Annotated in this window: 20 protein-coding genes and 1 pseudogene; 16 read left to right on the top strand and 5 right to left on the bottom strand. The window is 38.7% G+C overall.

Features of this window, described 5'->3' with window-relative positions:
• Positions 1 to 6: 6 nt before the first annotated feature.
• Complete coding sequence (eno, locus tag O5635_RS07645) at positions 7 to 1,305, bottom strand: phosphopyruvate hydratase (protein ID WP_036901503.1); 1,299 nt, start codon at positions 1,303 to 1,305, stop codon at positions 7 to 9.
• Between the two features lie 144 nt (positions 1,306 to 1,449).
• On the opposite strand from eno, the gene gloA reads away from it, so the two are divergent.
• From gloA to O5635_RS07590, 11 genes and pseudogenes are all read left to right on the top strand, one after another.
• Positions 1,450 to 1,842, top strand: a complete 393-nt coding sequence (gene gloA / locus O5635_RS07640) for a lactoylglutathione lyase (RefSeq protein WP_036901505.1) — start codon at positions 1,450 to 1,452, stop codon at positions 1,840 to 1,842.
• Positions 1,843 to 1,887: 45 nt separating this feature from the next.
• On the top strand, positions 1,888 to 4,629 hold the full coding sequence (locus O5635_RS07635) for an ATP-dependent Clp protease ATP-binding subunit (protein ID WP_036901507.1): 2,742 nt from the start codon (positions 1,888 to 1,890) through the stop codon (positions 4,627 to 4,629).
• A gap of 86 nt (positions 4,630 to 4,715) precedes the next feature.
• Positions 4,716 to 4,958 (top strand): preprotein translocase subunit SecE, encoded by a 243-nt coding sequence (gene secE, locus O5635_RS07630; protein ID WP_036901509.1) that lies wholly within the window; start codon positions 4,716 to 4,718, stop codon positions 4,956 to 4,958.
• Positions 4,959 to 5,050: 92 nt separating this feature from the next.
• Positions 5,051 to 5,668, top strand: coding sequence for a transcription termination/antitermination protein NusG (gene nusG, locus O5635_RS07625; protein WP_081934286.1), 618 nt, complete (start codon positions 5,051 to 5,053; stop codon positions 5,666 to 5,668).
• A gap of 99 nt (positions 5,669 to 5,767) precedes the next feature.
• Positions 5,768 to 6,193 (top strand): 50S ribosomal protein L11, encoded by a 426-nt coding sequence (rplK, locus tag O5635_RS07620; RefSeq protein WP_036901511.1) that lies wholly within the window; start codon positions 5,768 to 5,770, stop codon positions 6,191 to 6,193.
• Positions 6,194 to 6,268: 75 nt separating this feature from the next.
• Entirely contained in the window at positions 6,269 to 6,973 is a 705-nt protein-coding gene (gene rplA, locus O5635_RS07615) for a 50S ribosomal protein L1 (RefSeq protein ID WP_036901512.1), read from the top strand.
• 226 nt (positions 6,974 to 7,199) lie between these two features.
• Positions 7,200 to 7,727 (top strand): 50S ribosomal protein L10, encoded by a 528-nt coding sequence (gene rplJ / locus O5635_RS07610; RefSeq protein ID WP_036901514.1) that lies wholly within the window; start codon positions 7,200 to 7,202, stop codon positions 7,725 to 7,727.
• A 50-nt stretch (positions 7,728 to 7,777) separates the two neighbouring features.
• Positions 7,778 to 8,179: a 50S ribosomal protein L7/L12 gene (rplL, locus tag O5635_RS07605; protein WP_036901516.1), complete on the top strand. Its 402-nt coding sequence runs from the start codon at positions 7,778 to 7,780 to the stop codon at positions 8,177 to 8,179.
• Between the two features lie 70 nt (positions 8,180 to 8,249).
• Positions 8,250 to 8,705 (top strand): annotated as a pseudogene (gene rnhA / locus O5635_RS07600) (ribonuclease HI); the annotation flags it as partial.
• Positions 8,706 to 8,735: 30 nt separating this feature from the next.
• Positions 8,736 to 9,914 (top strand): quinone-dependent dihydroorotate dehydrogenase, encoded by a 1,179-nt coding sequence (locus O5635_RS07595; protein WP_036901523.1) that lies wholly within the window; start codon positions 8,736 to 8,738, stop codon positions 9,912 to 9,914.
• Positions 9,905 to 11,005 (top strand): pyridoxal phosphate-dependent aminotransferase, encoded by a 1,101-nt coding sequence (locus tag O5635_RS07590; RefSeq protein ID WP_269607413.1) that lies wholly within the window; start codon positions 9,905 to 9,907, stop codon positions 11,003 to 11,005. Before O5635_RS07595 ends, O5635_RS07590 begins: the two co-directional genes overlap by 10 nt.
• Here the strand turns inward: O5635_RS07590 and murG are convergent.
• Positions 10,998 to 12,065, bottom strand: coding sequence for an undecaprenyldiphospho-muramoylpentapeptide beta-N-acetylglucosaminyltransferase (gene murG / locus O5635_RS07585; protein WP_036901526.1), 1,068 nt, complete (start codon positions 12,063 to 12,065; stop codon positions 10,998 to 11,000). The genes O5635_RS07590 and murG overlap by 8 nt on opposite strands.
• A 64-nt stretch (positions 12,066 to 12,129) precedes the next feature.
• Here murG and O5635_RS07580 point away from each other — a divergent pair, with 64 nt between their 5' ends.
• Complete coding sequence (locus O5635_RS07580; RefSeq protein ID WP_036901528.1) at positions 12,130 to 12,873, top strand: hypothetical protein; 744 nt, start codon at positions 12,130 to 12,132, stop codon at positions 12,871 to 12,873.
• Positions 12,874 to 12,933: 60 nt separating this feature from the next.
• On the opposite strand, the gene O5635_RS07575 is transcribed toward O5635_RS07580, so the two are convergent.
• The gene (locus O5635_RS07575; protein ID WP_036901530.1) at positions 12,934 to 14,142 is read right to left on the bottom strand and encodes a phosphoglycerate kinase; all 1,209 of its coding nucleotides are present in this window, start codon (positions 14,140 to 14,142) and stop codon (positions 12,934 to 12,936) included.
• Positions 14,143 to 14,620: 478 nt separating this feature from the next.
• Between O5635_RS07575 and ylqF the strand changes: the two genes are divergently transcribed.
• Together ylqF and O5635_RS07565 are read left to right on the top strand one after the other, a co-directional pair.
• A complete protein-coding gene (gene ylqF, locus O5635_RS07570) occupies positions 14,621 to 15,481 on the top strand; it encodes a ribosome biogenesis GTPase YlqF (protein ID WP_420063642.1) in 861 nt (286 codons plus the stop codon).
• The gene (locus O5635_RS07565; protein WP_036901533.1) at positions 15,481 to 16,440 is read left to right on the top strand and encodes an RluA family pseudouridine synthase; all 960 of its coding nucleotides are present in this window, start codon (positions 15,481 to 15,483) and stop codon (positions 16,438 to 16,440) included. The genes ylqF and O5635_RS07565 overlap by 1 nt, the downstream gene beginning before the upstream one ends.
• A gap of 10 nt (positions 16,441 to 16,450) precedes the next feature.
• Here the strand turns inward: O5635_RS07565 and O5635_RS07560 are convergent, their stop codons facing one another.
• Positions 16,451 to 18,052: an ABC transporter ATP-binding protein gene (locus tag O5635_RS07560; protein ID WP_269607409.1), complete on the bottom strand. Its 1,602-nt coding sequence runs from the start codon at positions 18,050 to 18,052 to the stop codon at positions 16,451 to 16,453.
• 56 nt (positions 18,053 to 18,108) lie between these two features.
• On the opposite strand from O5635_RS07560, the gene O5635_RS07555 reads away from it, so the two are divergent.
• Positions 18,109 to 20,439, top strand: a complete 2,331-nt coding sequence (locus O5635_RS07555; RefSeq protein ID WP_036901539.1) for a RelA/SpoT family protein — start codon at positions 18,109 to 18,111, stop codon at positions 20,437 to 20,439.
• A gap of 9 nt (positions 20,440 to 20,448) precedes the next feature.
• Here O5635_RS07555 and O5635_RS07550 read toward each other — a convergent pair whose 3' ends face one another.
• Positions 20,449 to 20,916, bottom strand: coding sequence for a DUF2062 domain-containing protein (locus O5635_RS07550; RefSeq protein ID WP_036901544.1), 468 nt, complete (start codon positions 20,914 to 20,916; stop codon positions 20,449 to 20,451).
• Between the two features lie 68 nt (positions 20,917 to 20,984).
• Between O5635_RS07550 and mnmE the strand changes: the two genes are divergently transcribed.
• Positions 20,985 to 22,352, top strand: coding sequence for a tRNA uridine-5-carboxymethylaminomethyl(34) synthesis GTPase MnmE (gene mnmE, locus O5635_RS07545; RefSeq protein ID WP_036901547.1), 1,368 nt, complete (start codon positions 20,985 to 20,987; stop codon positions 22,350 to 22,352).
• Position 22,353 lies beyond the last annotated feature (1 nt).

Raw genomic sequence — 22,353 nt, 5'->3', positions numbered from 1 at the left:
TACCCTTTACAAACTTCTACCTCTAGGACCTAAACCGACCGTGCCAGCATAAACAGCCTGAGCACCTAGCTCATCTTCAATACGAAGCAATTGATTATATTTAGCGACTCTCTCGCTCCTACTTAATGATCCTGTTTTAATTTGTCCTGCCTTCACAGCAACTGAAAGGTCTGCAATAGTTGTATCTTCAGTTTCACCACTTCTATGACTAATGACACTTGTATATCCTGAGCGAGTAGCAAGTTCTATTGCTTGCAAGGTTTCAGTGAGAGAACCAATTTGATTGACTTTAATCAATATCGAATTAGCAATCTTTTCATCTATACCTCTTTTTAAACGAGAAGTATTAGTTACAAATAAATCATCCCCAACAAGTTGGACTTTATTGCCCAATTCATTTGTTAATAATTCCCAACCCAACCAATCATCTTCAGCCAGCCCATCTTCGATTGAAACAATTGGGTAAGAACCTACAAGTGCGATTAACTCCTTAACCATTGCATCACTAGCAAAGGTTTTACCACCATAAGAATATTTTCCTTCTTGATAAAATTCTGTACTGGCAACATCCAAGGCTAAAGAAACTTCTTTTCCAGGAGAAAATCCCGCTTTCTCAATTGCTGTAACTAATAAATCTCCAGCCGCATGATTGCTTTTTAAATCAGGAGCAAAACCCCCTTCATCACCAACAGCCGTAGATAAACCATTATCAGAAAGAAGTGTCTTCAGGGTATGAAAGACTTCTGCTCCCATCTGAAGAGCTTCTCTAAAGCTACTTGCACCGTGAGGAACAAGCATAAACTCTTGGAAATCGAGATTATTAGCGGCATGTGCCCCACCATTAATGACATTCATTAATGGGACTGGCAAAAGAGAAGCCATTGGTCCCCCTAAATACCTATAAAGGGGAATTCCCAAAGCATTTGCTGCTGACCTTGCAGTTGCCATACTTGCCGCCAGTATGGCATTTGCTCCAAGATTAGATTTATTTTCTGTTCCATCCAATTCAATCATCAAACCATCTACAGCAGCTTGATCTATCGCAGACAAGCCGCAAATTGCTGGTGCTATGCGCTCTTCAATATTCTCAACCACTTTTAAAACACCTTTGCCCATATACCGTCTTCCTCCATCTCTTAATTCATGGGCTTCATACGCACCAGTACTAGCTCCACTAGGCACAATTGCTCTTCCTATAGCTCCTCCCTCTAATATGACCTCTGCCTCAACAGTAGGGTTACCTCTAGAGTCAAGAACCTCTCTAGCCAAAACAGTATCTATAACTAGATCAAGAGAATCAATCACGTTGCCTAAGAGTAGTTGTTTTAAATCTTTGGAGGTGCTGGTCAATTTCTTTCTGCTTTTAGTAGTTTTGGTACTTGAAAAGCCTGTAAGAAACTATTTTACCTAGCAGAATAAAGATAAGTTATTAAAAACATATCACCTGACATGAGGATGCTCCACACGATGCTTCGAGTAGGCAATCTAGAAAAATCACTAAGTTTTTATACAGAGGTTTTAGGGATGAAGCTTCTTCGGCAAAAAGACTACCCCTCAGGCAGATTCACCCTGGCTTTTGTAGGGTACGGAGTAGAGGAGGAAAATACTGTGATAGAGCTTACTCACAACTGGGATATTCCTAATTACGAAATTGGCAATGGTTATGGTCACATAGCGTTAGGCGTAGAAAATATCTTTGAGACTTGCGAATCACTCAGGAAAAGTGGTGGAAATATTGTCAGAGAACCTGGACCGATGAAACATGGAAACACATTAATTGCTTTTATTGAAGATCCTGATGGCTACAAAATTGAATTAATTGAAAAGAGTTCCAAAAATTGAATACCTGACTAAAGGTTTTTTATACAAGCTATAATCCAAGTCACAATGAAAAAAAGTCTTACCCATAACCCTGAACTATTTAGCCAGAATTCATGGGGCTTATTACTAGAAAGCGAAAAAGAAGCCAGTCGCTGGAGGCATGAATACCTCGATGTTGAACATGTTCTTTTCGTACTGTTTACCGACCAACAATTCAAAAATAATATTCAAGCTTTATCAATTAACCATAATGAATTTTTAGATAATCTTGAGGAATTTCTTTCTCGCAATGCATCATCAAGTAATAATCAACTTTTTATTGGTGAGGATTTAGAAGAATTACTAGACCAAGCTGAGATTTTCAGAAGTCGCTGGGGTTCAAAACTAATCGAAATCTCTCATCTAATTATGGCTATAGGTCGAGATAAGCGGATTGGAGCTGAATTATTTGAAGAAGCTGGTCTACCTAGTGAAATCATAGAAAGTGAGTTAAGGCGATTACCTATACAAGGTAATATTCCAAATGTTAAGTATGAAAATAAATCAAACACCTCGCAATCAGTCAGTCAAGTCACAAATTCAAGTCAAAGGAAAGCTAGGGAGTTCGTTAATGAAAATTCTATAGAAAAAATAAGCTCTTTAAGCAAAGAAGAAGCAAACGAACCACTCAATCCATTAACAGAATTTGGTAAAGATTTAACTCTTGCAGCCTTAAATAAAGAACTTGACCCAGTTATAGGTAGAGATGAAGAAATCCAATTAGTCATTAAAGTATTATCTCGTAGAGGTAAGAATAACCCTGTCTTAATTGGTGCACCTGGTGTTGGGAAAACAGCTGTTGCTGAGCTTCTATCACAAAAAATAGTTAGCAATGAAGTACCTGATTCCATAAGAGGATTGAAGTTAATATCACTAGATTTAGGTGCGCTAATTGCAGGTACGAAATTTCGAGGTCAATTTGAAGAAAGGCTAAGGTCAGTTCTTGAGAGAGCTAGCAAACCTGAAGAAGGAGTTATTTTATTTATTGATGAATTACATACAATTTTAAGCACAGATAGATCAAGTGCAGATGCAGGTAGTCTTCTTAAACCTGCTCTTGCGAGTGGGAAACTAAGATGTATTGGTGCAACAACACCTGAAAATTTTCGTAGAACAATTGATAAAGATCAAGCACTAAATAGGAGGTTCCAACAAGTTCTAATTAAAGAACCAAGTATTGATCTTAGTGTAGAGATATTGAGAGGTATTAAGGGAAAATATGAAATACATCATGGTGTCAGCATTACTGATGAATCATTAATTACAGCAAATAGATTAGCAAATAGATATATAAGTGATCGCTGCCTTCCAGATAAAGCTATCGATTTAATTGATGAAGCAGCGGCACAAATAAAATTAGAAGTGAATTCAAAGCCGAAAATTTTAAAAGAAGAGGAACTTAAATTAGAAAATTTAAGTTCAAAACTAATAAATGCTGAAGAGCAAGGATTAGAAGAAAAGGTTCAACAAATACAAAATGAAATAGAAATATCTGAAAGAATATGTATCGAATTATCAAATCAATGGAAAGAAGAAAAAAGTAAATTTGACGAGCTTAAAAATTTAATTAATCAAGATAACTCGTTAAATCATGAAATAGAAGAGGCAGAGAATGAAGGGGATCTTGAAACAGTAGCTAGGCTCAAATATGATGATAAGCATTACTTACAAGAAGAAATAGCAAACTTAGAAGCAGAGCTGGAAATATTGAATAATGATAAAAAATCAATCTTGCGAAATAGAGTAGAGCCTAATGATATTGCAGATGTTGTAGCTCGCTGGACAGGGATACCTGTAAATAAAGTATTAGCAGGTGAGAAGCAAAAACTTTTAACTTTAGAAATAGAGTTAGCAAGTAAAGTTATTGGACAATCAGAAGCTGTTAAAGCAGTTAGTGAAGCCATAAAACGAGCCAGAGCAGGAATGAAAGATAGTTTTAGGCCTATTGGATCCTTTCTTTTCCTAGGCCCCACAGGTGTAGGCAAAACGGAACTGGCAAAAGCCCTAGCATCATCATTGTTTGACGAAGAAGAAGCATTAATAAGGCTTGATATGAGTGAATTCATGGAAAGGAATGCAGTTGCAAGACTTCTAGGTGCTCCTCCTGGATATGTTGGCTATGAAGAAGGTGGCCAACTTACAGAGGCTGTGAGGCGTAAACCATATTCAGTTTTACTTTTAGATGAAATAGAGAAAGGACACCCAGATGTATTCAATATTCTGCTTCAAGTCCTAGATGATGGACGATTAACTGATTCTCAGGGAAGAACCGTCGACTTTCGTCACACTGTAATCGTAATGACAAGCAACCTTGCTAGTAGAAAAATTCTAGAAAATACACTTCACAGAACTGATCCTTCTGATAATGAAAACAACCCGATAAAAGATCTCAGCGAAGACATTGATCAAGCACTAAGAAAACAATTTCGTCCAGAATTTCTGAACCGAATAGATGAAATAATTTGCTTTAGCCCCCTCTCCCTAGATGGTCTAAAACAAATTGTAAAACTTCAACTTAATGAATTAACGAAATTACTCTCTGAACAAGATTTAGAACTTCGTATAGATAATTCAACAATCGAAACACTTGCAAGTGAAGGTTATGAGCCAGAGTATGGCGCTAGGCCTTTAAGAAGAATTCTTCGCAGAAGAGTTGAAAATCCTCTTGCTACAAAATTATTAGAAGACAAATTTGTTGGATTAAATGCAGTAAGGATAAAAACCGCAACAGACAAATCTGAACCCCTAATATTTGTTGGAGAGGACTAAAATAGTCATTATCGATTAATCTAAACTAGTAAAGGGACTTTGCAATTCAGAGCTATTTCACAAGATTCAGCCTGAGACTTCTAACAGTGACAAGCACAACTTCTAACGAAACCCCAAATTCGGTTTCTCAACCATCGAATGAAGATCCTTCTCCCAAAAAAGGTTTTCTGGCCACAACTATTGACGAACTTAAATTAGTAGTTTGGCCGAGTCGCCAACAACTATTTAGCGAGTCAATAGCTGTAATATTAATGGTAACCCTATCTGCCGCAGCAATTGCAGCAGTAAGTCGTTTCTTTGGTTGGGGTGCCTCTCACATATTTCGTTGAAACATGAATTTCAACACCCTTATTACCCTTTATCGATTTATTTAAACAACGTGTCAGAGTTTGATTCCAACCCTCCAGAAAGATCTCAAATAATGGATTTACCCTCTCAAAACAAATTGGAAGACAGTGCTTCTATTGCGAAAACAACAATAGCCAGATGGTATGCCGTTCAAGTCGCTTCCAGTTGCGAGAAAAAAGTCAAAGCAACTCTTGAACAAAGAGCTGTAACTCTAGGTGTAAGCAATAGAATCCTTGAAATAGAAATTCCTCAAACTCCAGCGGTTAAATTAAAAAAAGATGGATCTAGGCAATCCACGGAAGAAAAAGTTTTTCCCGGTTATGTACTGGTCAGGATGATTCTTGATGAGGACACAATGATGGCAGTTCGAAGCACACCTAACGTTATTAATTTTGTTGGAGCTGAAGATCGTCGACCTACTGGCAGAGGAAGAGGGCATATAAAGCCAAGGCCATTAAGTCGCGAAGAAGTAAACAGAATCTTTAAACGAGCCTCTGAGAAGAAAGCGGTAGTGAAACTTGATTTATCAGAAGGCGACCAAATCCTAGTTACTGGAGGACCTTTTAAGGATTTCCAAGGAGAAGTTATTGAAGTATCTGGGGAAAGGAACAAATTAAAAGCACTCCTTTCTATCTTCGGGAGAGAAACTCCTGTTGAGCTTGAATTCTCACAAATAAGCAAACAGAACTAAAAACTTAATTGCTTAGTAGTAATTTATTAGGCCTTTAAGGAAGTAAGTTTGCAAAAGCCTTAAACACTTTCCTTTAACTAAGAATCCAATTTATTGACGATGGCAAAGAAAATTGTAGCTGTGATCAAGTTGGCCCTCCAGGCTGGCAAAGCAAACCCTGCACCTCCAGTAGGTCCTGCATTAGGACAACATGGTGTAAACATCATGGCCTTTTGCAAAGAGTACAACGCTAGGACTCAAGACAAAGCAGGGTTTGTAATCCCCGTAGAGATCTCTGTTTTTGAAGATCGAAGTTTTACTTTCATAACAAAAACCCCACCCGCAGCTGTCCTAATTACCAAGGCAGCAGGTATAGATAAGGGCTCTGGCGAGTCAGCAAAAGGTCAAGCAGGTACTATTAAACGTAGTCAACTTGAAGAAATCGCTAAAACTAAATTGCCAGACCTCAATTGCAATAGCATCGAGTCAGCAATGAAAGTCATAGAAGGAACAGCCAGAAATATGGGTGTTTCAATTACTGACTAATAGATCTCTTTCAATTTGACCAAGAAAACCTTATAGGGGGAGACAATCTTTGTCGGCTGAACCCCAAAAAGCCTTATGAAAAAACTTTCAAAAAGAATGACTAGTTTGTCCTCAAAAGTTGAGGACAAAGTCTACGAACCAATTGAAGGAATCAAACTGGTTAAAGAAACTGCAACAGCAAAATTTGATGAAACAATAGAAGCACATATTCGCTTGGGGATTGATCCCAAGTACACAGACCAGCAGATAAGAACCACTGTTGCACTTCCACAAGGAACAGGACAAACTATCAAGATTGCTGTGATCGCAAGAGGAGAAAAAGTTGCCGAAGCACAAACTGCTGGGGCGGATATATCAGGCGAAGAAGATTTAGTAGAAGCTATTAATAAAGGAGAAATGAACTTCGATCTTCTTATTGCTACACCTGACATGATGCCTAAGGTTGCAAAACTTGGAAGAGTACTTGGACCAAGAGGGCTAATGCCTAATCCTAAAGCGGGGACAGTTACAACTGACATTGCAGGAGCAATTAAAGAGTTTAAAGCTGGAAAACTTGAATTCAGAGCTGATCGAGCTGGAATTATCCATGTACGTTTTGGTAAGGCCAGTTTTTCAGAAGAAGCTTTGCTTGAGAACCTCAAAACTCTTCAAGAAACTATCGATAGAAATAAGCCAAGTGGAGCAAAAGGCCGTTTTTGGAAAAGTCTTTATATAACTTCCACCATGGGACCTTCTGTAGAAATAGACATCACGGCTTTACAAGATATTTCACAAGACTAATTACAATTTGATATTATTCTAATAACTTGACTTAACAGTCAAAGGGCATGCGCCCGGCCAAAGACAGCAGGTAAGAGAACTGTGCAATATTTGCACAACTCCTTTAAACCCTGCCGAGGTAAACGCAACGATTTTTCTAATTGGATTGATCAATAGCGGCCTCGTCTCTATATCGAGATAAATTCGCCCGCATGTCAGCTTTTCCCCCTGATTCGATCCAATTACCATGGGCCGCACCCTGGAGAGCAAAAAACAAATAGTCGAGGAGATCAAAGGTCTTCTAGATCAATCTGAAATGGCTCTTGTCCTTGATTACCAAGGTTTATCCATCAAAGAAATGTCTGATCTGCGAGCTCGTTTAGAGGCAAGCAGTGGTGTATGCAAGGTAACTAAAAACACCTTGATGCGAAAGGCAATAGATGGTAATGATTCTTGGGCAAGCCTTGAGTCATTACTAACTGGCACCAATGCATTCGTTCTGGTTAAGGGCGATGTAGGTGGTGCCGTGAAAGCTGTTCAAGCTTTTCAGAAAGATACCAAAAAGTCCGAAACAAAGGGAGGACTTTTTGAAGGGAAACTCTTATCTCAAGAAGAACTTAAAGCAATTGCCAACCTCCCTTCCAAGGAAGCATTAATTGCGCAAATTGCTGGAGCAATAAATTCTATAGCTACGCAAGTAGCTGTTGGAATCAATGAAGTTCCTTCTGGACTTGCAAGATCTCTCAAACAACATTCTGAAAATGGTGATAATTAATTTCACCTATCTTCTATAACTTTCTCTAAATAATTCTTCAATCCAAAACCATGTCTTCAAAAACCGACGAAATTCTCGAATCTCTCAAAGGACTTTCATTGCTAGAAGCTTCTGAACTTGTAAAGCAAATTGAAGAGGCCTTTGGTGTTTCTGCTGCTGCATCAGCAGGAGTAGTAATGGCCGCTCCTGGAGCAGCAGCTGGAGGTGCTGCTGGAGGCAGTGATGCTGCTGAAGAGAAAACCGAATTTGATGTTGTCCTTGAAAGCTTTGATGCAGCAGCAAAGATCAAGGTATTAAAAGAAGTTAGAAACGCTACAGGGTTAGGGCTTGGAGACGCAAAAGCAATGGTTGAGGCAGCTCCAAAAACAATCAAAGAAGGTGCTTCCAAAGAAGATGCTGAAGCATTGAAAAAAGCAATTGAAGCTGTCGGAGGGAAAGTTACCCTTAAATAAATTAACTACTTTTTATAATTTATCTTTTGTCTATTTACTAGCCGGTCAAATGACCGGCTCTTTTTTGACTATGACAAATAATCACGGCGAGGTTATTGCTGCGGCTACAGATGGTGCATGTAGTGGAAATCCTGGCCCAGGAGGTTGGGGAGGTTTAATACGGTTTGCAGATGGAACCGTAAAAGAGTATGGCGGTCATGTGCCTGATACAACAAACAATCGAATGGAACTAACCGCAGCTTTAGAGATAATGAGAAAACTGAAAACCCTGCCTCTTCAGGCAGGAATAACAATAAGAACAGATAGTAAATATCTAATTGATGGACTTAATAAATGGATTTTAGGCTGGAAGAAAAAAGGATGGAAAACTGCTGCAGGAAAGCCAGTATTGAATCAAGACCTCTGGAAAAGTTTAGATAAAGAACGTCTATCTAATGTAAATCTGGAATATGTTAAAGGTCATAGCGGTGACCCTGACAACGAAAGAGTCGACACAATAGCAGTAAGCTTTTCTAAAAATATTGCTATACCACTCAAATGAAAGGGTATCAAAAAGATGGGGAATTCACTAACAGCAAAATTTCTTTCAATACCCTCTCTATATAAACAATTACTTGCACCAGTCCTCTCACAAGATGAAGGTCTGGATGCTGAGAAATTAACAACTATTGTCCTTAATACATTAGGTCAAGTATCACTATATCGAAAATGGCCAGGCATCTCAGAAGTATTGGCTCAATTAAGTAAAGAGCTTGAAAGGAAAGACTCAAGGCTAAAACAAAAATTATTTGGATGTGATTTCAATAATCCATTAGGCCTTGCAGCGGGTTTTGACAAGAATGGTATAGCTGCAGGTTTATGGAGTTATTTTGGTTTCGGCTTTGCTGAGCTTGGTACAGTTACATGGCATCCTCAAAAAGGCAATCCCCAACCTAGGCTTTTTCGTCTAGCTAAAGAGCAAGCAGCTCTAAATCGAATGGGTTTTAACAATAATGGTGCGGCTAATCTTTGCAAAACACTAAAAAAGCAAAGGATCCAAATACCTGGATACCGACCAACAATACTTGGTATTAATTTCGGGAAGTCAAAAATAACCGCACTTGAACAAGCACCAGATGACTATGCGGCCTCCTTAGAACTGTTAGCTCCTTTTGCAGACTATGCAGTAATCAATGTCAGCTCTCCTAATACACCCGGTCTTAGAACATTACAAGATCCAAAAAAATTAAGGAAACTAATAGAACGACTGCGTCGAATTCGCAGCTGTCCACCATTACTGGTAAAAATTGCTCCTGACCTAGACAACAATGCAATTAAAGAGATCGCAAAACTTGCCTACGAGGAAGGACTGGCAGGTTTGATCGCGGTAAATACCAGTCTAGACCGGCTAGGGCTGGAGGATAGAGTGATTTCACAGACTGGTTTAAGACTTTCCAAAGAAGCGGGTGGTCTCAGTGGCCATCCACTGCAAAATAGAGCCTTGGAAGTCATCAAGATTTTAAGGCAATCAGCAGGAGAACAACTACCTCTTATAGGTGTAGGAGGAATTGATTCGCCGCAAAGTGCTTGGGAGCGAATTTCAGCGGGTGCATCTCTTCTACAAGTTTATACAGGTTGGATTTTCAAAGGGCCTATTCTCGTGCCTCAAATTCTCGATGGACTATCTTCTCAATTGGATCGACATAACTTCAATAATATCTCTGAAGTAGTGGGAAGCAATACACCATGGCTATAGATAATAACTGCGATTCGCTTGGATTTGAACATGGAGGCAATATTGCTGAAGAAGCTCAAAGATTAGGGCTAGAAGCCTACGAGCTTCTAGATGCAAGCGCATCCTTGGCTCCTTTCTCACCTCAAAAAGCAATAAATCAATGCATCTTAAAAGCGATAGAAAACATGGGGCTTAAAAATTACCCTGATCGTAATTTATACAATTTAAAAGAAGCTATTGCCTCTTGGCACAAAGTTAAAACATCTATGGTGCTACCTGGCAATGGAGCAGCAGAGTTAATGACATGGGCAGGCCGTGATGCAGTCAACACTGGTCTCAGCATCTTACCCAACCCAGGATTTGCAGACTATCAAAGAGCCATAAATTGTTGGGGAGGAACTTACAAGCAAAGTTCTCTTCCATTACGTTGGAATTCAAGCTTTCCACAATCTTTTCCAATCAAAGAAATCTCTGAAGTCATTTGGATTACCAACCCACATAATCCAACTGGACAATTGTGGGATCGTAATTCTTTAGAGAAATTAACCAAAACTTACAAGCTTGTTATATGTGACGAAGCCTTCTTACCTCTTGTTCCTGAGGGTGAAAAGCAATCATTAATTCCACTCACAACAAAATATGAGAACCTAATTGTAATCAGAAGTCTTACCAAACTATTTTCAATAGCTGGTTTGAGAATTGGCTATGTTATTAGTGCACCTGAACGGTTGAAAAAGTGGGAAAATCTTCGAGATCCATGGCCAATGAACTCTCTAGCTATTGCAGTAGGAGAAAGGCTGATGAAAGATACAAGCTTATATAAAAGACATATTCAACAAATACATCAATGGATCATAGGAGAAGGTTCATGGCTCCACTCCCATTTAAACACCCTGACTGGGATTAAAGCTCATCCATCATCCACCAACTTCTTTTTAATTGAAAGCAATACTTCCCTTCTACCATTACGAGAACATCTTGCCCAAAAGAAAATACTGCTTAGAGACTGCAGATCATTTGAAGGTTTAGGTGAAAACTGGTTGCGGATTAGCCTTCAAAACGAATCTAATAACCAACGTATTTTTAATGCAATAAAATCATTTACTAACTGATTTGTTCCAAGATCTCAACAATTCTTAGATGAGAATCTCTAACTGCCATCTTTGACATACCTTCCTTCATTAAATCAAGCAAGTTTAAGGAATCTATTTTCTGTGAGATAAAACTAGTTAACAAATGATCTAATACATTTGCTAAAGCTTTCTTACCCGGTTCATGCTCATGGACAATTAGTGCTCCTCCAAATTCCGCTGCATACATTGCATTAAATTCTTGATGACTATCTGTTGCATAAGGATAAGGAACCAAAACAACAGGTGTGTTGCAAACAGCAAATTCACTTAACGCACCAGCGCCAGCTCTACTAATAATAAGATCTGCATGTTGTAACAAACCAGGTATTTCATTCGTAAATGGCTTCTCAACCAATTTGGCATTTACTTTGTTGGATTGATTTTTATTACCGGTAATATGAACAACTCGACAACCCTTGGCAAGCAAGTCAGGCAAAACATCTCTAATCATTCGATTCAAACCAACCGCACCTTGACTTCCTCCTAGAACAACTATTAAAGGACCACCTCCAACTGGTACCCAGGAAGGAACTGAATTAAAAGCTAGAAAGGCCTCGCGCACAGGAGTCCCAGTTACAACTAAGTTGCACTTTGGCAGGTATTTAGCAGCTGGTGGCCAACCAAGTGCAACTTGATCACAAAATCTTCCAAAAAGCCTAGTTGCTTTGCCAGGAAAGGCGTTTGATTCATGAAGGACTACTCGTATGCCAGATAACTTTGCAGCCAAAACAGCTGGTACAGCTATATAACCACCGGTAGTAAAAATAACTTTTATCCTTTTTTTTCTAATCACTCGTATCACTGATAATGTTGCTGCAATTAATTTCAGCGCTTGAACAAACTTCATCAATCCATTCTTTTGCAACCCCCCTACTGGAACAGTTATCAGCTCAAACTTTTTAGGGACAAGCTTTACCTCTAAACGATCAGGCACCCCCAACCAAGTAATTTCCCAAGTTTTCGGCAAAGCTTCTGCAACAGCAACCGCAGGAAAAAGATGGCCGCCTGTTCCACTTGCCGCAATCAATAAGCGAGACATAGCAATACAATAATCCCTAGTAATACCTAGGCTTACAATCAGAGGTACTCAAGAGGAATTTAAGGTGCAGCATGTAATCAAGTTTTGTCTAAGTTCAGGAATCTTTTTACTTTTTGCATTCAACAGTCCAAGCTATTCTAGAGAAATAAATATCAAGCAACTCAGCCAGGACATACAAAACTCTCTAAATACTAGAAGATTCGCAGAGCTTGATAAACTTTTTAGTAATGCAATTTCAAAAAACTTGTATAAAGAGTGTGTAGAGTTTCTTGAAAAGTTTCCCAATGCAAAATGGAGAATAGAAAAAGGAAATCAGCTAAAAGATAAAAGGCATTCTATTGATCTATATATCAATGCTGAAAAGCAGTTAGGTGCTAAAACATTTTCCTTAGAAGCAATGCAAAAAATTGCAATTACCTTAAGTGATAAAAAAATTATTCAGAAAGAAGTAATCAATGAATACTCAATTTTAAAGAGTACTGACCATCCTATAGATATTGACTTAAGCATTCCAGATTATGTATTAACAGGAACAACTTATAATGTCGATATTATTCTTGAGAAACCCTTAGAAGATGCAATTATTGCAGGTGGCTTAATCACGATTAATGAGGAAGATTATCAAGGGAAATTAATTCCGAACATACCTATTGTTCCATTGGCCTCTGGCGGTTTATATAAAACTGTACAAGCACCTTTGTCGCCAGGCACACAAAAATGGGCTGCCTTAATAGCCCATCCAAAAGGATTGATCTCTATTACTAAGACTGTACGAATTGTCTCTGATGTAAGTGAAATCAATCCATAACATAAACAATATATCTCTCGAAGACATAATCAAAGAAACCTAACCAGTAAACAGAGTTGATTAAACAATTTCATCAAGTGCAGAAACACCTGGTAAAACTTTCCCTTCAAGCAGCTCAAGACTGGCACCACCACCAGTAGAGATGTGAGACATTTTCGCAGCAAGACCTGCTTTCTCAACAGCAGCAACTGAATCGCCACCTCCAATAATCGTGCAGCAACCTCTTTCTCCTAATTCAGCCAAAGTACTTGCAATAGAGTTAGTGCCATTAGCAAATTTATCAAATTCAAAAACCCCCATAGGTCCATTCCAAATTACTGTTTTACAAGAATTCAAAGCGTCTTGGAAAACTTTTACTGAATCAGGTCCTATATCAAGTCCCATCCATCCTTCAGGAATAGAATTTATTGAAGCTATTTGACTGTCGGCATCTGCAGCAAAATTATCTGCAAGTATTACATCTGTAGGCAAAAGCAACTCAACACCTTTCGATCTGGCTTTTTCTTCAAGTGCTTTAGCAAGATCAAGTTTGTCATCTTCAACTAAACTTTTCCCTACAGAAAGGCCACGAGCTTTATAAAAAGTAAATATCATTCCTCCACCAATAAGAACCTTGTCACATTTATCTATTAAAGATTCCAAGACACCAATCTTACTGCTTACTTTAGAACCTCCAACAATTGCAGCCAAAGGTCTCTTGGGAGAATCGATAGCACCCTGGAGATACTGAAGCTCCTTTTCCATTAAATAGCCAGCAACATTAGGGCTAAGAAATTTAGTTACTCCTTCAGTTGACGCATGAGCACGGTGAGCCGCGCCGAAAGCATCATTGACATAAACCTGAGCTAATTTTGATAACTGTTTAGCAAACTCCAAATCATTTTTCTCTTCTCCAGGCATAAAACGAACATTTTCCAAAAGGACTACCCCACCGTCCTTAAGATCGTTAACTTTTGACTCTGCATCAGGGCCAATACAGCTATCAGTTTTTACAACAGTTATGCCCAATAATTCACTAAGCCTATCTGCTACAGGAGTAAGGCGCATTTCATCATTAGGCTTACCTTTAGGGCGTCCAAAGTGAGCAGAAAGGATCACGCGCGCGCCTTTCGACATCAAGTCCTTAATTGTTGGGAGAGCAGCACGAATCCTTGTATCATCTGTTATGGAACCTTCAGTATTGACTGGAACATTAAAGTCAACTCTAACCAATACTCTCTTACCACTTATATCTTCTGCATTAAGACTAGAAAGAGAACGCTTTGCCATTGGGACTCAAAAATTGCAAACTTGATGACATTACTCTGACAAATGCATTCGTGGTTTTTTTTTGGCCAGAGGAAACATCTGACCATTGCCGCACGAAGTGCCAAAAAATAATAAAACCACTAGTGCGGCTTACTCACAAAAATTTTTACAAATAAATTACCTAATAAAAGAAAGCCCAAATTCCAAAAAACATTTTCAGCAATGAAATAAAGCCAACCCCCACTTAAAAAGAGTGCCAGAGGCAATGATCACAATCAACCTAGATTTTTAGTTCAAAGGAAAAGATTCGAAATTGAATCTTACAAAATTTGTTGGGATTATCGAGTGTTTCAAAAAAGTTTTGTTCATATATCTGCAAAAATTTGCTTACAACCTCAGCTGTCTTAAATTGCCTAAACTATAGAAATTAAAACACAATAAAAACTTCAAAGTTCTATTTCAACAATTCACCCCCCTCCACTATTCAGAATTGAATGTCGTGACCCCTCTTATTCAATGGTATCCAGGCCACATTGCAAAAGCCGAAAGACAGCTAGCAAAAAACATAGACCAAGTTGATCTAGTAATCGAAGTTAGAGATGCACGAATACCACTTTCGACTTCCCATCCTCATCTAAAAAAATGGATTGTCAACAAGAAACACCTCTTAGTTATTAATAGAAAAGACATGATTACAGAGAAAAATCTAGAGGAATGGGATTTATGGTTTAAAAGCAATGGGGAAACCCCAAGGTGGTGCAATGCACAAAATGGCACTGGGATAGGGGTAATCAAAGAAGCAGCAATACAAATGGGTGAAGAGTTGAACCAGCGTCGCGAACTCAGAGGCATGCGTCATCGGCCCGTTAGGGCTCTAACACTAGGGTTTCCTAATGTTGGGAAATCAGCGTTAATTAATAGATTGGTGAACAAGAAAGTAGTCGCTAGTTCTAGACGTGCAGGGGTTACGAAATCGCTGCAATGGGTAAGGCTTGGGCAAAGACTTGATTTATTAGATGCTCCAGGAGTCTTGCCGCCACGATTAGATAATCAACAAGCTGCTCTTCGACTTGCGATATGTGATGATATTGGGCAAGCTGCTTATGATGTGGAATCTGTAGCAATAGCTTTCTTAAAATTGCTACATCATCTGGATAATCATAATCACGAACGAATAAACAATTCTCTTGAAAAACGTTATGGTATTCCTTTCAAAAGAAGCAAAGGAGATACCCATCAATGGTTAGAGAATGCAGCCAATATCCATACTTCATCTGACCTAAGAAGAATGTCTCATAAGTTATTAGATGACTTTAGAAAATTATTGCTTGGGAAAATCGCACTTGAATTACCTACATAATGGAAGAGAATAATGCACAATCCTTTGGAGAAGGCGAAGGAGAATTAATAATCCTACATTATCCCAAACCATTGCCAATGCGACTTGACCGTTGGCTAGTCAGTCAAAGATCAGAACAAAGTCGAGCAAGTATTCAAAAATTTATCAATGCTGGGTTCGTAAAAGTTAATGGGAAAGAAGGTAAAGCAAAGACACCTTTGCGAACCGGAGATGAGATTCAACTATGGTTACCGCCTCCAGAGCCCTTGCCATATTTAAAGCCTGAAAAAATGCATTTAGATGTAATATATGAGGATAAAGAGCTAATAGTTATTAATAAAGAGGCAGGAGTAGCTGTTCATCCAGCTCCTGGGAATAAGGATGGCACTCTTGTCAACGGCTTACTACACCACTGCAATGATCTCCCAGGCATTAGCGGCAAACTTCGTCCAGGGATCGTACACAGGCTCGACAAAGATACAACAGGCTGCATTGTTATTGCTAAAACACAAGAATCATTAGTGAATCTCCAGCTACAAATTCAAAAAAGAATTGCATCTAGAAAATACTTAGCAATAGTGCATGGAATACCACAAGGAGATAGTGGAACAATTTTAGGGGCAATTGGACGACACCCAATGAATAGAAAAAAATATGCAGTTGTCTCTGATGAATCAGGTAGATATGCATGTACCCATTGGGAACTTAAAGAAAGGCTAGGCAATTATTCTCTTATAGCTTTCCAGTTAGATACAGGGCGAACACATCAAATTCGAGTTCATTGTGCTCATATCGGTCATCCAATCATTGGAGATTCTACTTACAGTCGTTGTCGTAAATTGCCTATTGCACTATCTGGACAAGCTCTACATGCATATCAACTTGGTCTAAAGCATCCACAGACTAATAAAGAGATGCTTTTTGAGGCGCCATTGCCTATTTCTTTTAAAAGATTGCTTAAAGTTTTACAAAAAAATTAATCAATACTTTTTATCTCAGAGTTGGTGAGTCCTTAATCAACTGTTTAGTAAGGGCATGTTGAGGTCTTTGAAATAACTTTTCGGAAGGGCCTTCTTCAACGACTATGCCCTGATCTAACAAAAGGGTTCTATGGCAAAAACCACGGGCCAAGGATAAATCATGGGTAATAAAAAGTATAGAAAGCCCTAAAGTTTCCTGTAATGAGCTTAATAAAGCTAAAATCTCTGCTTGAATTTCAACGTCCAACATGCTTACACTTTCATCACATATAAGAACCTGTGGGTTTAAAGCAAGTGCACGAGCTATAGCTACTCTTTGTTGCTGTCCACCTGATAATTGATTAGGAAACCTTGCATGAAAGTCTTCTACAGGAGTAAGTCCAACATGACCCAAAAGAATTCTTGCTTTTTCCTTTGCCTGGTGACGGTTAAACATGTTATGAATCAGCAATGGGTCAGCGATAGCATCTAGAACTGTCATTTTTGGATTCATAGATGCACAAGGGTCTTGGAAAACCATTTGCAAAGACTGTCGCGCCTTTCTTAAGGATTGACTATTTAAGGTAGTCAAATCTTGTCCACATAGCTTAATGCAGCCCCCTCGAATGGGTGTCAAACCTAAAAGGGCACTACATAAAGTGCTTTTACCGCACCCTGATAATCCCACAACTCCAAGGGTTTCGCCTGCATAAAGGGAAAAGGAAACCTCATTAACGGCCTTAATCCAATTTGGTTGCCAAGGCAGTCCTCCATTCGCATGCCAACAGCGAACTTGATCAACATCTAGAACACAATGTTGATTAGTTCTTGTAACACAATTATTTTGCTCTCGTTCTCTCGCCGCAAACACCAATCTTTTCCCTATTAACGATATTGGATTAGCCACAACGTCCGTGCTCAATCCTTCTTCAACAATTTTTCCATGTTGAATGATGCTCATTCTTCCACACCATCTTGCTGCAAGAGCGAGATCATGCGTAATCAACAAGAGGGCAGTCCCAAGCTCATCGCAGAGATTGCTCAATTCAGTCATGATTTGATTTGCCACTGAAACATCAAGACTGGAAGTGGGTTCATCAGCAACTATTAACGGTGGATTCAATGAAATTGCTAATGCAATTGCCAAACGTTGGCGCATTCCGCCGCTAAATTCATGGGGAAAAGAATTAAAACGAGCTACATCAATGCCAACTTTTACCAACAATTCTTCACTACGGTGCCGATGCCATAAAGATGTTTTGTCTGGTTTGTGAGCTTTTAAGGTATCAATTAAATGGTCACCTATCGTCATCAACGGATTGAGGCGATTCATTGGATCTTGAAAAACGAAACCAACCTTCTCGCCCCTAAAATTTTGCATCTCTTTATCTGACAAAGTCAATAAATCTTTCCCACATAGAACTAAATCCCCTTTACAAAGGCTTCCATTCGGAAGAATCTGCAAGAGTGATTTTGCAACACTGCTTTTCCCAGAGCCTGAGCTGCCAATTAGTGCAACACGTTCTCCTACAGCAATATTTAAATTAAACCCATCAAGAATCCATTGATTACTAGCGGGATAACACATCCTCAAGTTTTTAATATTTAAAACATCCCCAGGGAAACTAGTCATAAGGTGTAGCGAGGGGTGTTAATCCTTAATAAACTAATGGAATCTTGCTAAGTGAGATGGTAAATGCCACCTCAATGCCTAATTCAGCCCAGGCCAATTCGGCCTGCGATTTGGCAATGGGGAATGAGCCTCTACTTCGATCTCACCCAATCAGTAGCACAGAGGACTATGGGATTCAATTACCCGACTGGTTAAAAGCATGTATTGAAAAAGTTCCCCCAGGTCTAGGAGAGAGCTGCCCAACCGATTCGGAAGCTTTATTGGCAAATTCTTTCGATTTAGCTTTTAGGCTGCATAAGGGGCAATTTAGAGCTAGTGGCGACCCTTATATAATTCACCCGATTGCAGTAGCAGACTTATTAAAAGAAATTGGAGCTAGTCCGACTGTTATAGCTGCAGGTTTTCTTCACGATGCTGTAGAAGATACTGATCTCTCATTAGAGCAATTAAAAGAATTCTTTGGAGAAGAAGTCGCTGGCCTAGTCGAAGGTGTAACCAAATTAGGAGGAATACATTTTACAAATAGAACAGAAGCGCAGGCGGAAAACCTACGCAAAATGTTTCTTGCAATGGCAAGTGATATACGCGTTGTACTCGTAAAGCTGGCTGACAGATTACATAATATGAGAACTTTAGATTCTCTTCAGTCAGACAAACAACAACGTATTGCTCTTGAAACTAGAGAAATATATGCTCCATTAGCCAATCGACTTGGGATAGGTCGTTTTAAATGGGAATTGGAAGATCTGGCTTTTAAATTGCTTGAACCTGAAGCATATAGAGGGATCCAACAAGAAATTGTAACTAAAAGAAGTGAAAGAGAAAAGCGTCTAGGATTTACCGTCGAGTTACTAAAAGAGCGGCTTTCTTCTATAGGGCTTAATGAATTTGAGATTAGTGGTAGGCCAAAACATCTCTTTGGAATATGGAGCAAGATGCAACTTCAGCAAAAAGAATTTCACGAAATATATGACATAGCAGCTCTACGTATAATTGTTCCAAATCTTGAAACCTGTTATAGAGCTTTAGCAGTTGTACATGATACCTTCAGACCCATCCCTGGCCGATTCAAAGATTATATTGGGCTCCCAAAACCCAATGGATACCAATCACTTCATACAGTAGTGATTGGGAAGCATCGTCCAATTGAAATACAGATTAGGACGCCTGAAATGCATCAAATGGCGGAATACGGCATAGCTGCGCACTGGAAATACAAAGAAGGTGGTTCACCTGCCTTGGGCTCTACAGAAAGATTCAATTGGCTGCGGCAACTAATTGAATGGCAACAAGAAAGTGGTAATAATGATCATAATGACTATCTAGCATCAATTAAGGAGGATTTATTTGATGAAGAAGTTTTCGTTTTCACTCCTAAAGGTGATGTTGTAGGTCTAAGAAAAGGTTCGACTGCAATTGATTTCGCATATCGCATACACTCTGAAGTTGGAAACCACTGTCATGGAACACGTATCAATGATCGACTATGTCCCTTATCAACTGCACTAAAAAATGGTGACTTTGTCGAAGTTCTGACAAATAAAACAGCGCACCCAAGCCTTGATTGGCTTAATTTTGTAGCCACTCCTACTGCTAGAAATCGTATCAGACAATGGTATAAAAAAAGTCATCGCAATGAGACTATTGAGCGTGGCAAAAACCTTCTTGAACGTGACTTGGGTCGACAAGGGCTAGATACTCTTCTTAAGAGTGATGCTATGAATAAAGTTGCTGAAAGATGCAATTTAAAATCAACAGAAGATCTACTGGCTTCCCTTGGTTTTGGTGCAATTACTTTGCATCAAGTACTTAATCGCTTAAGAGAAGAGATAAAATTGCAAAATTTAGCACCTGAAGTACCAATATCAAACTCAGATATAGCAAAGCAACTTGCGAATCAACAAGAGACGGTTTATCTCAAGAAGTCTACTTCAGGAAATGCTGCAATTCTGGGAGTAGAAGGTCTAGATTATAAAATAGGTGGATGTTGTAACCCTCTGCCAGGAGAAGAAATCCTCGGAGCCGTGGCTTTAGGTAATCATGGAATTACTATTCATCGACAAAATTGTGTTAATATTAATTCTATACCTAACGAACGAAGACTACCTGTTAAATGGAATAAGGCTCATTTCATTCAAGAGCAAAGGTTTTCCACTCAATTACGCATTGAAGTGATAGATCGTGTAGGCGTGCTCAAAGATATTCTAATGAGACTTTCCGATAGTGGAATTAATGTCAGCGATGCGCGGGTACAAACTGCCTATGGCAAACCTGCTTGCATTGATCTAAGGATTGAATTAAAAGATTCAGATCAATTAAAAACCACCATGAACAAAATCCGTTCCATGGCAGATGTTATAGATATTGCGCGTACAGGAATGAATTAAACTGCTCTTTCAAAAAAGTGGCTTACGTTTTTTTAAAAAGAATTTCAGTACTGCATAGAAAGTTAATCCTGAAATAATGCCAGTTATTAAACCAACTATTGATGATCCAAGTAAGATTCTACTACTAAAAATTAATCCTTGATCCCACAATTCTTTTCTTGTTAAGTGATGGAAGGCCTTTAAATGATTACCTTCCCCAACAAAGACTTCACCAACTCTATAATTGAGCCAATAAAGGGGAAAATAAGTAAACGGATTACTAATCCAAGTTCCTGCTATTGCAAGCAAATGATTTGCTCTAAAAATAGTTGCCAAAAAAATACCAATCAGTGTTTGAAGTCCAAAGAATGGAAAGCACCCACTAAATACACCAACTGCCAAGCCACGTGCCCGCTTAGCAGGCGTCCCTTCTTGCTTCCAAAACCAAACAATAAGATCTCGGAATTTCTGCAGAATATTCAAAAAAATACTGCTCATGATATGACCAAGGTGATGCTAAACAAGAACAAGGATTTAATCGTAAAAACGTACGTAATTTTTAGGCAATGATCATGTGTTTACCAACTGAAGATACTATCGCAGCAATTGCATCTGCTGTATCTCCAGGAGAAGGAGGAATTGCTGTTATTCGAATCTCTGGAAAATTCTCCCAGAAAATTTGCAAACAAATAGTTTATATACCAGGCAACCAAGTCTGGAGCAGCCATCGCGTTGTCTATGGTCATGTAATCGATCAAGTAACTAAGAAGCAAATTGATGAGGTTCTAATATTGATTATGGAGTCCCCTAGAAGCTTTACTAGAGAAGATGTTGTAGAGATTCATTGTCATGGCGGATTGATTTCAGTTCACAGAATTATGGAACAAATCCTTTCTCAGCCAAATGTCAGAAGAGCTTTCCCTGGAGAGTTTAGTCAAAGGGCTGTGTTAAATGGTCGTCTCGATTTAACACAAGCTGAAGCAATTGATGATCTCATCAGTGCTAAGAGTCAAAAAGCGGCTGATCTTGCCCTTGCAGGGCTCAATGGTCATTTAAATAAAGAAATCAATTTGTACAGAGAAAAGCTATTAGATCAATTAAGTGAAATCGAAGCACGCATTGATTTCGAAGAAGACCTGCCTCCTCTGAACAAAGAAGAAGTAATAGCTAACATTGTCCAAATAAAAGATGCATTACAAAAACTAATAAGAGATGCTAGGCAAGGTTGTTATTTCCGCAATGGTTTAAAAGTTACCTTAATTGGATTACCGAATGTTGGAAAAAGTTCTATCTTAAATCTGCTGAGTAAGCAAGAAAAAGCAATCGTAACCTCTATTCCTGGCACAACACGAGATCTCTTAGAGAGTGAGATTATTTTAGATGGTATTCCTATTACACTCGTAGATACAGCAGGCATACGCAATACAAACGACGAAATAGAGATAGTCGGTATTGAAAGAAGTCAAAAAGCTTTACTCACCTCTGATATAGTTATATTGGTTTTTGACTTAAGCGTTGGCTGGAGCAAAGAATCAGAAGAATTGTCTAATCAAATTCCTGAACATATCCCAAAACTTATCGTAGGCAATAAAGCCGATATCTCGGTTACATCTGAGATAATCAATCCAGATATAATTTTTAGTGCTTTAACTGGCAAAGGAAAAAATGATTTAATTCAATCTTTATTATCACTTTGCGGAGTCAACAAAACTCATGATATTGAAATTGCATTAAATGAAAGGCAATTAGATCTAGTCACATCCACAGCTAACTGCCTCAATAAGACTCTAGAAGTTGCAAATCAAGACTTGCCATGGGATTTTTGGACTATTGACTTACGTGAGGCAATCCAAAGGTTAGGAGAACTAACAGGACATGAACTATCAGAGGCGTTACTAGATAAAATCTTCTCAAGATTTTGTATTGGTAAATAAA

Source organism: Prochlorococcus marinus str. MIT 0919, from assembly GCF_027359375.1.
Taxonomy (GTDB): Bacteria; Cyanobacteriota; Cyanobacteriia; order PCC-6307; family Cyanobiaceae; genus Prochlorococcus_D.
Note: the sequence above shows the minus strand (reverse complement) of the source record. Positions and strands in the feature narration are given on the sequence as shown.